The sequence below is a fragment of the Enterococcus sp. BWT-B8 genome (assembly GCF_020567625.1).
Lineage (GTDB): Bacteria > Bacillota > Bacilli > Lactobacillales > Enterococcaceae > Enterococcus_L.
Genome location: NZ_JAJDJV010000002.1, coordinates 10,861 through 25,336 on the forward strand (window position 1 = coordinate 10,861; position 14,476 = coordinate 25,336).

Below are 14,476 nucleotides of genomic sequence, written 5' to 3' on the forward strand. Positions count from 1 at the left end.
CTTCCTTCAAAAAAATAAAAACCTAATTGCACTGATTTCAGAAAAATCAGCGTAATTAGGTTAGGTTTAGCTTGTCTCAAACGATCACTATCCTGTTGTTTAACTAAATGTATTATAATGCTTAGATTTCAGAGTGGAAAACCTTTCCCTGTAATTAAAATAATATTTAGTCTTTCATTAAAATCAAAATAGTTTCATTTCTATACAAAAGAACCGACTAATACTTCTGCCTTACTTATTCGAAGTAAGCCTAAACTGTCGAAAGCTCTTCAACAAAGGCAGAGACTTCTGCCTGTTTTCCTTCCTGCAGCAGCTTAACAATTTTACTGCCGACAATCACGCCCGCACAGCTTTTTCTAAAGCGTTGGACATGTTCTGCAGAAGAAACACCAAAACCCGCCAGAACCGGCTTATCGCTGACACTTTGAATATAGGCCAAATGCTCATCCAGCTCTTCCTGATAATTCCGGCCGACTCCTGTCACACCATTTACTGCCACAGCATAGATAAATCCTTCTCCTTCATCGGTCAGCAACTTAATGCGGTCCCTCGGCGTTGTCAAGGCTACCAGAGGAATCAGCGAAATGTCAGTGTCTGTCAGTAAAGGCGTCAGATAATCGCTATGTTCAAATGGCAGATCAGGAATAATCAGTCCTTTGACAGGCGTTTCCTTTAGCTCTTCAACAAATTGTTCCAATCCTAATGAATACAATGGATTAAAATAACTCATAATGACTAAAGGAATCTCTGTTTCAACCGTTTTAAGCAGCTGCAAAATGTCCCGCAGCGTTACTTGCCGCCTCAACGCTTCCAGTCCTGCCTCCTGGATTACCGGACCATCTGCGACCGGATCAGAAAATGGGATACCCAGCTCAATTGCACTGGCTCCTGCTTTCTCCAGCATTTTGATTTCCCCAGCCAGGTTTTCCAGTCCCTGTGCGCCTGCCATTATATAGGGAACGACAATCGTCTGATTGTTCTCCTGCTTTTCTTTCAATACTTTAGTCAACGTTTTCATTGTTCCGCCCCTTTCTCCATCAGTTCCTTGATCTGCTGAACATCCTTATCACCCCGTCCAGACAGACAGACGATAATTTGCTTATCCGGTCCAAGTTCTTTCGCAACCTTTACCGCATGGCTGATTGCATGAGAGCTTTCCAGTGCTGGAATAATTCCTTCGGTACGACAAAGCAAATGGAAAGCCTCCAACGCTTCTTCATCAGTTGCAAAAGCATATTCTGCCCGACCAGATTCATCAAGATAACAATGCTCCGGTCCCAGACCCGGATAATCAAGTCCAGCTGAAATTGAAAAAGCCTCTTGAACCTGCCCAGCTTCATCCTGCAAAAGCTTCATCATCGCACCATGAAGAATACCTGTCCGTCCCCTTGTAATCGTCGCTGCATGTGCGCCGGTTTCCAGCCCCAGACCAGCTGCTTCAACACCGATCAGCCGAACCTCATCATCGATAAACGGATAGAAAATCCCCATTGCATTACTTCCGCCCCCGACACAAGCAACCACTGCATCCGGCAATTTTCCTTCCGCATCTAGAATCTGGCGTCGGGCCTCCTGACCAATCACGCTTTGATAATCTCGGACAATCTCCGGAAACGGATGCGGTCCCAGAACCGAGCCCATCACATAATGCGTATCCTCCACATTTGCCACCCAGTAGCGAAGCGCTTCATTCACCGCATCCTTCAGCGTCTTACTTCCAGAGGTTACACTCTCCACTTTAGTTCCCAGAAGCTCCATCCTAAACACATTTAATGACTGACGAGCTGCATCCACTGCCCCCATAAACACCGTACACTCCATACCGAACAATGCCGCAACCGTTGCAGTCGCCACCCCATGCTGTCCGGCACCGGTCTCTGCCACAATCCTATTTTTCCCCATCTTTTTCGCCAGCAAAATCTGCCCGATCGTATTATTAATTTTATGCGCTCCCGTATGATTTAGATCCTCACGCTTTAAATAGATTTTGGCTCCCCCAACATGCTCCGTCAGCCGCTGTGCATAATAGAGCGGATTCTCTCTGCCCACATACTGCTTTAAGTAATAGTCCAGCTCCTTCTGAAACGCCTCATCTTTCTTTGAAGCTTCGTAAACTTCCTCCAGCTCATTCATTGCATACATTAACGTTTCCGGCACAAACTGGCCGCCGTAATTTCCATAAAATCCTTTTACCGGTTGTTGATACATAGTGCATCCTCCTTCGCTTTTTTCAAAAATTCTCTAATTTTTGCTATATCCTTTTTCCCGTCCGTCTCCACACCGCTGGAAACATCGACCGCGTAAGGACTAAAATAGGCTTTTGCCTGCTGAACATTCTCACTTGTCAGACCGCCGGCAATAAAAACCTTCTTATCTGAAAATAATGCAAGGTCCAATTCTTCCCAGTTAAAAGTTTCACCGTTGCCCCCCGCATATTGTTTTGTCGGTGCATCAAACAGCAGGTAATCGCCACGACACATTTGCTCGAAGACTTGCGGCTCTGTTTCTCTGCCGACAGAGCCCGCCAAAATACAGGGAACAGAAAACGTTCCTTCTGGATACTCTCCATGAATTTGCATTATATCCAATCCGGCAGTTTTAATTGTTTCCTCTACCTCTTCTATTTTCGGAGAAACAAAAACGCCGACTTTTCGAACCCTGTGCGGCACACCCATTGTTATCTGCCGCACCTGTTCAGCCGAGACCCGTCGCTTACTTTCAGCAAATACAAATCCGATATAATCTGCTCCTCCATCTACTGCTGCCATCACTGCTTCCTTTGTTTTCAATCCGCAGATTTTTACTTTCATCTTATCACCTGCAGTTCTCTGACCTTCTCCTGAGAGTCAGCTGCCTTCATTAATGTTTCTCCAACTAAAATCCCTTGATAATGCTGAGCGATTTTTTCTACTTGTTCACCTGTTTCAAAACCGGATTCACTGATATAAACTGCTTTTGTTGTCTGCTTTTTTCCAAGCTCAATACTGGTCCCAACAGACACCTCAAAGGTTTTTAAATTCCGATTATTCACACCGATCAATGGTACCCCAAGTTTTTCAGCAATCGCCAGCTCCTCCAAATTATGTACTTCCACCAGCACTTCCAGACCCAACTTCTGTGCCTTTTCAAGTAATTGCTTCAGATGCTCTTCCGTTAAAGCTGCCACAATCAACAGCACCATCGTCGCTCCGGCATTTCTCGCTCGAATCAGCTGCTTTTCATCAATAATAAAATCCTTGCAGAGAACAGGAACGCTCACTGCCTCGGCAACTTCCCTCAATATATCAATTGAGCCCTTAAAAAATACCTCATCCGTCAGAACAGAAATCGCTGAAACTCCTGCTTTTTCATAGTCTTTTGCCTGCTTCACACTATCTACATTCAGATTGATTGTACCTTTAGATGGAGATGCCCGTTTGATTTCGCCAATCACATGTATATGCTCCGGGTGGTTTTTGACTCGTGCACCAAACGACTCTGTCACTCTAAGAGGCTGCAAATTTTCCAGCTCCATCCCGGAAACTTCTTTCTCTTTTTCCAGCAAAATCTTTTCCAAAAAATCCATATTTATGCGACCTCCTTCTGTACACGAATAAATTCCTGCAGCTTGTCCATTGCCGCACCAGACTGAATGCATTGTTTTGCCAATTCGATTCCTTTTTCAATTGTTCCTGTTTTCCCATTGCTGAAAAAGCCCAGTCCAGCATTTAGAATCACTGTATCCAGATAGGCACTGGACTGATTTTTCAAGACCCTATATAGAATTTCTGTATTTTTCTGAGCATCCCCGCCTTGTATTCCTTCAAGTGGAACACGCTTGAACCCCAGTTCCTCCGGTTCAATTCTCCGAAGCTGAATCTGACCATTTTCCAGCAGCGCATAATGAGTGGTCCCAGCCAATGAGGCTTCATCCAGCCGCCCGCCGCCATTCACTACCACTGCCCGCTTTCTTCCCAGAGAACCCAATGTTTTTGCTGTTTCTTCGAGCAGGTCCAGTCGATACGTTCCCATCAGCTGTGTCTCAAGTGCCACTGGATTTGTTAATGGACCGATTAAATTCAAAATAGTTGGTGTTCCAAGCTCTTTACGAACCTTCATCACATAGCGCATATTCGGATGCATATTCGGTGCAAATAAGAAAGCCAGTCCCACTTCATCCAATAAAAAACTAATTTTCTCCGACGAAAGAGCAATATCCACACCCAGACATTCAAAAATATCTGCACTGCCCGAACAACTGGAAATACTTCGATTGCCGTGCTTCGCCACGGTTACTCCTCCGGCAGCCAGTACGAAAGCAGCTGTCGTGCTGATATTAAAACTCCCTGACTGATCACCGCCAGTTCCGCAGTTATCCATCACATTTTCTTTCTGACTTTGAATTTTACGTGCTTTGCTTTGAATTGTTTCAGCGATCCCAGCCATTTCTTCTGCTGTTTCACCTTTACACTTCAAGGCAGTTAAAAATGCCGCCAGTTGGCTGTCTGTCAATCGTCCTTCAAAAATTTCCTCTGCAACAGTTTTCATCTCACTCTTTGTTAAATGCTGTTTCTGATATATTTTTTCAAATAATTCGTTCATTTTCGTTTCCTCCACATAATTGAATAAATTTTTGTACCATGAGACTGCCTTCTTTTGTTCCTATCGACTCCGGATGAAATTGAAGTCCGAACACCGGATATTTTCTATGCTCAATGCCCATAATTTCTCCATCTTCCTCTGAATAAGCAGTGATTTCAAACGCTTCTGAAACCATTTGCTGCTTGATAACCAGCGAATGGTAGCGAATCACTTCAAACGAGTCGGATAATCCACGAAACAGCTGCCCGCCCTCTTGATTTACTATAGAAGCTTTTCCATGATAGATTTCCTGAGCCTGCTGGATGGTTTCACCAAAAGCAAAGCCAATCGCCTGATGCCCCAAACAAATACCCAAGATCGGTTTTTCTTTATAAAAACGCTGAATTACAGCGACACTTTCGCCAGCCTCCTCCGGTGTTCCCGGCCCCGGGGAAATAATAATACCGTCAGCAAGAGCTGCCTCTTCCATCAAGGTTGGATGATCATTCCTGAGAATTTTTATCTCAGCCGACTGCCCTGCCAACTGAACGAGGTTGTATGTAAATGAGTCATAGTTGTCAATCAGTAAAATCACTTGCCCACCTCCAATAATGCTTTAGCTTTTTGCAGTGTTTCTTCATATTCTTTTTCCGGCTCCGAATCATACACAATTCCGGCTCCTGCTTGTACATAGGCCTTTCTCTTATGGATCACCATAGTTCGAATCGCTATGGCAAAATCAGCCTGATCATTTTTAGATAGATAACCGACTGCCCCGGCATAGATTCCTCTTTTGACAGGCTCTAATTCATAAATCCTTTTCATAGCCCGGATCTTCGGTGCCCCGCTGACTGTTCCAGCCGGCAGTGTCGCTTTCAAAGCATCCATCGCTGTCACACCCTGCTTCATTTTTCCAGTGACTACGGATACGATATGCATCACAAACCGGTATTTTTCAACCGTCATATAAAGAGGGACTTCCACCGTTCCCTGTTCGCTGATCTTGCCGATATCATTTCTGCCCAGATCAATCAGCATTAAATGCTCTGCCCGCTCCTTCTCATCTTGAAGAAGCTCCATTTCCAATCGTTTGTCTTCTTCGACGGTGTCGCCTCTTTTGCGTGTTCCGGCAATCGGATTCGTTGTAGCTGTACCATTCCTGGCGCTGACCAGCCGTTCCGGTGAAGAGCCGATAATAAAGGTTTCCCCAAAATCAATAAAGTAAAGATACGAGGAGGGGTTTTCAACTCGCAGCCGCCGATAATAATCAAAGGGTTCATTGTGACACATTGCTGTCAGCCGCTGAGAAGGAACCATCTGAAACATATCTCCTTTTGTAATGTATCCTTTGACTTTTTTGACCGTCTCTTGAAAGGCCTCTTTTGTAAAATTACTAGTATAGCTCATCTTCTGTAATTGAACTTCTTTCGTTTCTGCCTCACTCGGAAGTTGCAGGTCTTTCACTATTTGTTCAAGTGCCGCCTCCAGTTGCTCAGGTGTTCTTTGAGAGTAACTATCTGACTCAACTAGACACAGACACTCATTCAAATGATCAAAGATCAGAAAAGAATCAAACAGATAAAAATGAACATCTGGAAGTCCTAGTTCATCCGTGGGAATTCGCCCCAACTCCTCATAATTGGTAACGACATCGTAGCCGACATAGCCCAAGCCACCGCCGTGGAACGGAAGCTTTTCATCTTCATCCTCTGATATCAGAATGTACTTCTCTAATTCTTTCAGCGGGTCCGTCACCTGATATGGAGAACTACCAGTAATGGAAAATTGCTGACCGCTGACCGTCATTTCTTTAACCGGATTCCACGCAATAATCGTGTGCCGCCCCTGCTCTTTATCTCTGGGAATACTTTCCAGCATACACTTATTCTTTCCCTGAATTCGTAGAAACGCTGAAACAGCTGTTAAATGATCCGCCTGTAATTTTTTAGTTTTCTGCATCTTCTTTTTCCTCCTTCTTTCCGTTCATCTATTCGATCCAAACTGAATGCTTCCTGGGATATTCAATCGCTTCAAAGGTTTCACAGTATCTGTACCGAACAATGCAAAAAGCCCTCAGAAAACAAACCTGCTGTTTTCTGAGGGCGAATAATATTCATCCACGGTACCACCTCACTGAAAAGAATTTTATCAATCCTGTGAACGACCCGAAAAAAACAAAAAACCCCCAAACCATAAAAAAGCTATGGTTTGAGGGTGAAAAGTCACGGTGCCACCTCAATATTGAAAGAATCATTCTTTCCTCTCTATCAGTCGTCTATCAACGACCTTTCTCTGTAACGGGAGTCCCCGGAAATGCCTACTCTGGTTCAACATTTCGCTCGAAAGTCCATTCACAATTCCTTCCCTGCTGATTTTCACCACCATCAGCTCGCTGTAAAGTACCGGATATTGCTACTCCTCTTTCTCAAAGCTTCACTATTGTTCCTCATTATATTCTCATTTATCTGCTGTGTCAACATTTTTCCATTAAACAGATGAATCAGGAAAAACCTCAGATACAACAGGTTTTAGAAAGACCACAGATTAACTGTGTACCCCACCTGCTGCATTCTCTTTGATGATTTCCACAATTGTTTTCACAGCAGCCTCCATCGCCTCCGCTGTGATAAACTCATACTGTCCATGAAAATTTTCTCCTCCGGCAAATAAATTAGGCGTAGGCAAGCCCAAATAAGAGATTTTCGAGCCGTCCGTTCCACCGCGAAATGGAGCAATCAGCGGTTTGATCCCCAGATTATTCATTGCTTTCACAGCCAGCTCGACAGGCCGCATGTCCTTTTCAATAATCTCCTTCATGTTGTAGTACTGATCGACAAACGTAATAGTACATCTTGGACGATCCAGCTGCCCATTCACTTCTTCGACTCTTTCCTGAAGAAATTGTTTCCGTGCAGCAAATTTCTCCTTGTCATGATCACGAATAATATAGGTCAGCTCTGCATGATCCAAGGTTCCTGAGAAGCGATTCAACAGGTAAAATCCTTCATAACCCCTTGTTTTTTCAGGTACTTCATCAGCCGGCAGCAATGCATCGATCTGTTCTCCAACTTTAATTGCGTTAACCATAAGACCGTATGCTGTTCCCGGATGCACACTGGTTCCTTCAATTTCAATCACAGCTTGAGCGGCATTAAATGTTTCATACTCAAAGCTGCCGACTCTCCCGCTGTCCACCGTATAAGCAAACGTTGCCGGGAAAGCAGCCACCTCGAAGCGGTCAGCCCCTCTGCCGATTTCTTCGTCCGGACCAAATGCAATCCAGACATCTCCACGACTGATCTCAGGATGCTCAAGCAGATAGATCACAGCTTCTATGATTTCCGCAACTCCTGCCTTGTCATCAGCACCCAGCAGTGTTGTACCATCGGTCGTAATCAATGTCTGTCCCTTGTAGTCTTTTAAATTGGGGAATTCTTCCACCTTCATTGTAAGACCCAATTCTCTGTTCAACAACACATCCTGACCATCATACTCAGGAAAAATCTGAGGTGTAATCCCCTCTGCTTCAAAATCTGCCGTATCCAAATGCGCAATAAACCCAATTGCCGGAATATCTGTCGTTGTATTTTTAGGCAGTCGTGCAGTCAAGAAACCATTCTTCTCATTATAATGGATATCTGATAAGCCCAGCTCTGACAGTTCCTTTTCAATCACCCTTGCCAGCTCGATCTGACCCGGTGTTGTCGGAATCGTCTGACTGGCTGCATCGGAACGTGTATTTACTTTTACATATCTGATAAAACGATCCACTAATTGACTCACTGTTTTCCTCCGTTCATCAGAACATGTCTGAAAACTCCAAAAACGAAATTTCCAGACATGCTCTGCTTATTATTTTCTATTCTTCAATGTAGGCTGTGCGCAGATTAAAATAATCTCCATATAAATGATAACTGATCCCCTTCACTGTTGGATTGATCAGATAGTTGGAGGCGCTTTGGTAAATAGGAACCTGCGCTGCATCTTCATCCAGTAAAATATCTTCTGCTTTTTTATAATCCTCAAATTGTACATTTGGAGAATTAGCATCTGTCGTTTTCGCCTGATTCACCAGTTTGTCATACTCAGCATCTTTATATCCTCCGTAATTGTATGCAGAGCTGCCTTCATACAAGTTGAAATACGAATCCAGATCACTGCTGCCGGCAATCCAGCCTGACAGAGACAATTCGTACTCTTTGTCTTTACGGGATTGAGTAACATTATTTTTGGGCTGTGCAGAAATCGTAACTTCCAAGCCCTCAAGATTTTCCTGCAGCTGACTTTGAACATATTCAGAAATTTTCTTACCCTGTTCATCATCGGATGCCAGTAATGTTAATTTCACTGTTTTACCAAGATCAGACTGAGCCTTTTTCCATTCTTCTCTTGCTTTCTCTACATCATAAACCAGATGATCACCGCTGTAAGCTCTGAAATCTTCTGAAGTATCCGGATTTGTGTAAAGGTTCGCCGGGATTAACCCATTTAACGGTTTTGAACCGTCATTTAACACATTGGTTGTCAGTGCTTCTTTATCAATCGCCTGTGCAATTGCTTTTCTCAAGTGCAGATTCGCTAAAGGCGTACCTTCTTTTTTGTTAAAATCAAGAAAATAATTGGCCACATCTGAATAGCTGATATAGCCCGGATCATCGCTGTACTGTGCAACATACTGTCCACTGATTCTGGTTAGATCCAGCTCACCGGTCTGATACAGATTAATCCCTGTATTTTCTTCCTTAACGGTTGTAACATCTACTTCTTCCAGCCTCACTTCGTCAGCTGCATAATACTCAGGATTCTTTTTCAGTGTCCAGGTATCAGAAGAAATTGTCCAGTCGGCAATTGTAAACGGTCCGCTGTAAATCAGATGCTCACTGTCAATCCCATAATCTTCGCCCTGTTCTGTAACGTATGCTTCATTTTGAGGTGCCAGCCAACCAATGGAGACCACTGAAAGGAATGACGGCTGTGCCTGATCCAAGGTCACAATAAATTGATTGTCCTTCGCTTCAATACCCATTTCATCAACCGATTTTTCACCTGTACGAATCGCTTTGCTGTTCTTCACGTTATCCAGCAAATACGCATTAGGTCCGATTGTTTCAGGAGTGACCAGACGTTTCCAGGAGTACTCAAAATCTTCAGCAGTAATTGGTTCCCCGTTGCTCCACTTAATATCGTCTCTCAGTGTAAATGTATAAATCAGACCATCCTCACTAATATCTAGTTTTTCCGCCAATCCTGGAATTGGTGTGCTGTCATCATCAAAACGATAAAGTCCTTCAAACAGATGCTGAATCATTGTAAATGTATTTTTGTCCATTGCCTGCGTTGTATCCAGTGTTGAAATCGGAGCAGGAGAACTGATTTTAATTTTCTGTTCCACACTGCTTGCTTCCTTATCTGTCGCTTTTGTTGATTCTGATGCTGTTCCGCCGCACGCACTCAATAGTAGTGCTAAAGCAGCCAACCCTGTTGCAATCACTCGTTTTTTCATACTTATTTCCTCCTTCATTAACTATGCTACCCATACTTAAAATTCTGTTCCCTGCTGCGATGCGAATCGTATTTTCATCCAAAAATGTAACAAAAAAGCCCTCATCCTTGTAAAAAGGACGAGAGCTTAAGCTATCGCGGTACCACCTTCATTGACTGTAAAAAAGTCCACTCTATCAGTACAAACATACTGAGGTGCTGTAACAGGCACTCCTGTATTGGCTTAAATATTCAACCAATCTGTTCAAAGGCCATTTTCTTCCTCAGCATCACTATCTCTTTCCACCAGTCGAGACTCTCTTTAAGCTGTCTGAAAAATACTTTCCTTCTCATCACATTTCTATAGATAACATGTTACTGAGAATATTAACAGATAATTTTTTAACAGTCAATTCATTTTAAACCATTATTTCATTAAAAATTTTAATGGATTAGTCAAATGCTTTCGTGACATCTTCGATCATTAAATGCGTAGACTCAAGTCCGCCGCCGCTTAGATACCAGACATCCGGCTGCAATGTGATTACTTTTCCGTTTTTACCTGCATTTGTTTGCTTGATGAGTTCATTTTCAGTAATATTATTGTTTGTTTCATCTCCGCCAATCGCCTGTGTCCGATCCACAACAAACAGAATATCAGGATTTTTTTCCAGTACATATTCATAAGAAACGCTTTGACCATGAGTAGAAGCTTCGATCGCATCATCTGCCTGGGCAAAACCAAATGTATCATGAACAATACCAAAACGAGATCCTTCACCATATGCAGACAACTGACCTTCATTCAACAGAACAACCAGTGCTTTCTCACCGGATGCTTCCGCTTTTTCTTTCAACTCTGCACTCTCAGTTTCCAGTGAGCTGATTTCTTTTTCAGCTTCATCCTGTTTATCAAAAATCTCTGCAAGTGTTTTGATATTTTGTTTTGTTGAATTCCATGTATCAGACGCATCTACTGAAAGATAGACCGTTGGCGCAATTTTGCTCAGGTCCTCTTTGAAATCACTTTGGCGACCGGAAATAATAATCAGCTCCGGCTGTAGTTCATTGATTTTTTCCAAATCAGGTTCTTTGATGCCGCCTGTAGATTCTACATCTGCATATTTATCAAGATATTTGGGAAGACTTGAAGTTGGTGCACCAATAACCATATCACCGACACCCAGCGCATCCAATGTATCCAGTGAACCATTATCAAATACAACGACTTTTGTTGGATTTTTCGGTACTTCAACAGTGCCGTCCGAATCCTTCACAGTAAGGGTTGTTGCTTTTTCACTGCTCACAGCTGTTGAAGAATCTGTCGAGCCTGATTCCTGGCCATTTCCGCATGCTCCTAATATCAATACTGCAGCAACTGAAAATACTGCAAATGCTAAAATTCTCTTCTTCATTTCGTTTCCTCCAACTTTGTATTTTCTTTTATTACGGTCTCTTAAAACCTGATACACAGTGTTTCAAAAGCAGCTTCTTTGACAATAAGCCGAAATTATTGAGAATTACTATTTTATATAAAATAGATGTTTCCTCATGAGACACTCGTCACAGTTTAGGTCATATAAGTGATGATCAATACCTGCCTAGTGCTTACTTCTGGAACGCCGTTTATTCAGTCTTAGGGGACTCAAACAGACTTTTGTCACAGACCCTCTATCAAACAGTGTTATTAATCGTTGCTTAGCTAAAATACATACAGAATCGTTTTCCCTCTATTTCACAGATACGAATAGTCATATCATATAACTGATTGAGCGTTTCCGATTGAATCATTTCCTCCGTCGTACCGTGAGCGAATAACTTTCCGTCTTTCATTGCGACAATTTCATCTGCATAGCTGGCCGCAAAATTGATATCGTGAAGTACGATGATAACTGTTTTCCCAAACTCATCAACCAGCCGCCGCAAAATCTGCATCATCTGCACCGCATAATTCATATCCAAATTATTTAACGGCTCATCCAGCAAAATATAGTTGGTATCCTGAGCAATCACCATAGCAATGTATGCTCGCTGCAGCTGACCGCCGGATAATGTATCAATCATCGTATCCGCCAGATCAGTCAGACCGAGATGCGCCATTGCTTCATCCACTTTTAGATGGTCTTCTTTGTTCAGCCGTCCTTTTGAATAAGGAAAACGCCCGAAACTGACCAGCTCTCTGACTGAAAGCTTTAAATTGATACTATTTGCCTGTTTCAGAATCGACAGTTTTCGAGACAGTTCATTCTGTTTCCATGTCTTTACTTCATTATGATCCAGGTAAATTTCTCCTGTATCTTTCGGAATCAATCGGCTCATCATGGAAAGCAATGTACTTTTGCCCGCTCCATTTGGTCCAATAAAAGCCGTCAGTTTTTGCTCCTCAACGGGCAATTTAATTTCTGAAACAACGAACGTATCGCCATACTTCTTTGAAACATTTTTTATTTCAATCATTTCTGCTGCTTCCTTTCATGAATTATTTTCCCGATAAAGTAAACACCGCCGCCAAATTCAATGACAATACTCAGTGTTGTATTTAATGCAAAAACCTGTTCAACCAAAAACTGACCGGATACCAGCAGGAAGATCGACAGCAGGCTGCCGCAGATAAACAGCTCTCTGTGACGATATGTGCCCATCAGCTGATAGCTCATATTCGCAACAATAAATCCTAAAAAAGTCACCGGTCCAACTAAAGCAGTCGAAAGACCCACAATCCCGCTGACTGCAATCAAAATCAGCAATTGAAACCTTGAAATATCAATTCCCAGATTTGTTGCCTGATCATTTCCCAGATGAAGAACATCCAGTGAATGACTTTGACTCCACAAAAATCCCGCAAAAATGACCATTAAACCAGCTGCAATCAGCAGATAATGACTATTTACATTGCCGAAGCTGGCAAAAAGTTTCCCCTGCAGCAAATCATATTCATTCGGGTCCATCACTACTTGAAGAAAGGTACTGATACTGCTGAAAAACGTTCCGGCAATCATCCCAATCATCAGCAACAGAAAAAGATCATTTTTCCCTCTGCCAAGCAGAAATTTTGAAAGCAGTACGCTGATACTCATCATCAACAGAATATTTCCCAAAAATTGAGGCAATGATTCTTTCCCTAATATTGCCTGCCCTCCTAAAAAGAAAAACAGTGTGGTTTGAATGAAGACATACAACGAATCCAGACCTAAAATATTCGGAGTCAGAAAATGATTCTGTGTCATTGTCTGAAAGCTGATGGTTCCAAACGCTGAGCCGATACCCACCAAAGCAAATGCCGCTAGTTTTTTCCCTCGTAAGGCAAGCGCAAACGACCAGTTCCCATAGGTTTTATAGGTTAAATAAAAGAAACAGATAAGAACGACTCCGATTCCCAATAATACGAATGTCGTAATGGGAGACTTCACTATTTTTTTCAAGCTGTCCTCCTCCTTAATAAAAGGAAGATAAAGATCAGACTGCCAATAACACCAACAACGACACTAACTGGGATTTCATAAGGCGCAATAACAATACGTGCTGCTACGTCACAAATCAGCAGAAAAATACTGCCGCCAACTGCCGTAATCCACAAAGTATTCTTCATATGATCTCCATAACGCATCGATACCAGATTCGGAATAATAACACCCAGAAAAGGAATGCTTCCCACCATAATCAGAACAACTGCACTTGACAATGCCACAATACTCAAACCTAGAAGCTGTGTCTGCCGATAATTCAAACCAACACTATGTGACATGTCTTCCCCCATACCAGCAATCGTAAAGCGATAGGCAAAAAAATATACGATGACTAACAACGGAAGGGTTAGATAAATCAGCTCATAGCTGCCCTTCATAACTGTGGAAAAATTTCCCTGCAGCCAGGAAGACATATTTTGAACCAATTGAAACTGATAGGCAAAAAAAGTCGCAATCGAACCGACGATATTTCCGAACATCACACCAATCAACGGAATCATCACCTGATTCTTCGGTGGTAAGAACCGTGTCAGCGAAAGAAAAATCAATGTACCGCCAAAAGCAAACAAAAAAGCGATTAATGAACGAAACAGCAGCGGTGCCGTGGGGAAGAAAATCATGACAACCAGTATCCCGAGTCGTGCACTATCCATTGTTCCCGCTGTACTTGGCGAAACAAATTTGTTCTGCGTTAAATGCTGCATAATCAATCCAGAAACACTAATCGTACTTCCTGCAATCATTAAACTGACTGTTCTGGGAATCCGAGTGGTCAGCAACACCAGCTTCTGTTCAGAATCCCATTGGAAAAGCTGGGTAAAAGAAATATCCTTCACACCAACAAAAATCGATAGCAATGCTAAAAGGAGTATAAACAGAAATAGACCTACTTTTTTCATGCATGAGCTCCTTTTTCTAATTGAGAATGATTTTCATTCTTAACAACTAGTTTATGTGATATTTTTTGG

The 14,476-nt window shown here is 42.6% G+C and carries 13 protein-coding genes and 2 other annotated features; all 13 genes read right to left on the minus strand.

Going from position 1 to position 14,476, the window contains the following annotated elements; translation table 11 throughout:
- Positions 1 to 250 precede the first annotated feature (250 nt).
- The 13 genes from trpA to LI951_RS03555 all read right to left on the minus strand — a co-directional run bounded on the left by trpA (position 251) and on the right by LI951_RS03555 (position 14,407).
- Complete coding sequence (gene trpA / locus LI951_RS03495) at positions 251 to 1,018, minus strand: tryptophan synthase subunit alpha (RefSeq protein WP_229441292.1); 768 nt, start codon at positions 1,016 to 1,018, stop codon at positions 251 to 253.
- The gene (gene trpB / locus LI951_RS03500) at positions 1,015 to 2,208 is read right to left on the minus strand and encodes a tryptophan synthase subunit beta (RefSeq protein ID WP_229441293.1); all 1,194 of its coding nucleotides are present in this window, start codon (positions 2,206 to 2,208) and stop codon (positions 1,015 to 1,017) included. Before trpB ends, trpA begins: the two co-directional genes overlap by 4 nt.
- Positions 2,190 to 2,810, minus strand: a complete 621-nt coding sequence (locus LI951_RS03505; RefSeq protein ID WP_229441294.1) for a phosphoribosylanthranilate isomerase — start codon at positions 2,808 to 2,810, stop codon at positions 2,190 to 2,192. Before LI951_RS03505 ends, trpB begins: the two co-directional genes overlap by 19 nt.
- On the minus strand, positions 2,807 to 3,571 hold the full coding sequence (gene trpC / locus LI951_RS03510) for an indole-3-glycerol phosphate synthase TrpC (RefSeq protein ID WP_229441403.1): 765 nt from the start codon (positions 3,569 to 3,571) through the stop codon (positions 2,807 to 2,809). Before trpC ends, LI951_RS03505 begins: the two co-directional genes overlap by 4 nt.
- Positions 3,568 to 4,581 (minus strand): anthranilate phosphoribosyltransferase, encoded by a 1,014-nt coding sequence (trpD, locus tag LI951_RS03515; protein WP_229441295.1) that lies wholly within the window; start codon positions 4,579 to 4,581, stop codon positions 3,568 to 3,570. The genes trpC and trpD overlap by 4 nt, the downstream gene beginning before the upstream one ends.
- Positions 4,565 to 5,155 (minus strand): anthranilate synthase component II, encoded by a 591-nt coding sequence (locus LI951_RS03520; protein WP_229441296.1) that lies wholly within the window; start codon positions 5,153 to 5,155, stop codon positions 4,565 to 4,567. The genes trpD and LI951_RS03520 overlap by 17 nt, the downstream gene beginning before the upstream one ends.
- On the minus strand, positions 5,152 to 6,519 hold the full coding sequence (trpE, locus tag LI951_RS03525) for an anthranilate synthase component I (protein WP_229441297.1): 1,368 nt from the start codon (positions 6,517 to 6,519) through the stop codon (positions 5,152 to 5,154). The genes LI951_RS03520 and trpE overlap by 4 nt, the downstream gene beginning before the upstream one ends.
- Positions 6,520 to 6,767: 248 nt before the next feature.
- Positions 6,768 to 6,998, minus strand: a binding site (T-box leader).
- A 106-nt stretch (positions 6,999 to 7,104) separates the two neighbouring features.
- Positions 7,105 to 8,343 carry a peptidase T gene (pepT, locus tag LI951_RS03530; RefSeq protein WP_229441298.1) on the minus strand — a complete coding sequence of 413 codons (1,239 nt, stop codon included), beginning with the start codon at positions 8,341 to 8,343 and terminating at the stop codon, positions 7,105 to 7,107.
- A gap of 76 nt (positions 8,344 to 8,419) precedes the next feature.
- A complete protein-coding gene (locus LI951_RS03535) occupies positions 8,420 to 10,063 on the minus strand; it encodes a peptide ABC transporter substrate-binding protein (RefSeq protein ID WP_236671768.1) in 1,644 nt (547 codons plus the stop codon).
- Between the two features lie 111 nt (positions 10,064 to 10,174).
- Positions 10,175 to 10,404 (minus strand) — a binding site (T-box leader).
- Between the two features lie 89 nt (positions 10,405 to 10,493).
- Positions 10,494 to 11,456 carry a siderophore ABC transporter substrate-binding protein gene (locus LI951_RS03540; protein ID WP_229441299.1) on the minus strand — a complete coding sequence of 321 codons (963 nt, stop codon included), beginning with the start codon at positions 11,454 to 11,456 and terminating at the stop codon, positions 10,494 to 10,496.
- Positions 11,457 to 11,739: 283 nt separating this feature from the next.
- Positions 11,740 to 12,498 carry an ABC transporter ATP-binding protein gene (locus tag LI951_RS03545; RefSeq protein ID WP_202065314.1) on the minus strand — a complete coding sequence of 253 codons (759 nt, stop codon included), beginning with the start codon at positions 12,496 to 12,498 and terminating at the stop codon, positions 11,740 to 11,742.
- Complete coding sequence (locus tag LI951_RS03550; RefSeq protein WP_202065323.1) at positions 12,495 to 13,463, minus strand: iron chelate uptake ABC transporter family permease subunit; 969 nt, start codon at positions 13,461 to 13,463, stop codon at positions 12,495 to 12,497. Before LI951_RS03550 ends, LI951_RS03545 begins: the two co-directional genes overlap by 4 nt.
- Entirely contained in the window at positions 13,460 to 14,407 is a 948-nt protein-coding gene (locus LI951_RS03555) for an ABC transporter permease (protein WP_202065333.1), read from the minus strand. The genes LI951_RS03550 and LI951_RS03555 overlap by 4 nt, the downstream gene beginning before the upstream one ends.
- Positions 14,408 to 14,476: the final 69 nt, after the last annotated feature.

Bases quoted from the DNA above. Each gene is read 5' to 3' on its own strand.
- trpD (WP_229441295.1), bottom strand. From the start codon at position 4,581: ATGAACGAATTATTTGAAAAAATATATCAGAAACAGCATTTAACAAAG.
- trpA (WP_229441292.1), bottom strand. From the start codon at position 1,018: ATGAAAACGTTGACTAAAGTATTGAAAGAAAAGCAGGAGAACAATCAG.
- LI951_RS03535 (WP_236671768.1), bottom strand. From the start codon at position 10,063: ATGAAAAAACGAGTGATTGCAACAGGGTTGGCTGCTTTAGCACTACTA.
- trpB (WP_229441293.1), bottom strand. From the start codon at position 2,208: ATGTATCAACAACCGGTAAAAGGATTTTATGGAAATTACGGCGGCCAG.
- LI951_RS03540 (WP_229441299.1), bottom strand. From the start codon at position 11,456: ATGAAGAAGAGAATTTTAGCATTTGCAGTATTTTCAGTTGCTGCAGTA.
- LI951_RS03505 (WP_229441294.1), bottom strand. From the start codon at position 2,810: ATGAAAGTAAAAATCTGCGGATTGAAAACAAAGGAAGCAGTGATGGCA.
- LI951_RS03545 (WP_202065314.1), bottom strand. From the start codon at position 12,498: ATGATTGAAATAAAAAATGTTTCAAAGAAGTATGGCGATACGTTCGTT.
- LI951_RS03555 (WP_202065333.1), bottom strand. From the start codon at position 14,407: ATGAAAAAAGTAGGTCTATTTCTGTTTATACTCCTTTTAGCATTGCTA.
- trpE (WP_229441297.1), bottom strand. From the start codon at position 6,519: ATGCAGAAAACTAAAAAATTACAGGCGGATCATTTAACAGCTGTTTCA.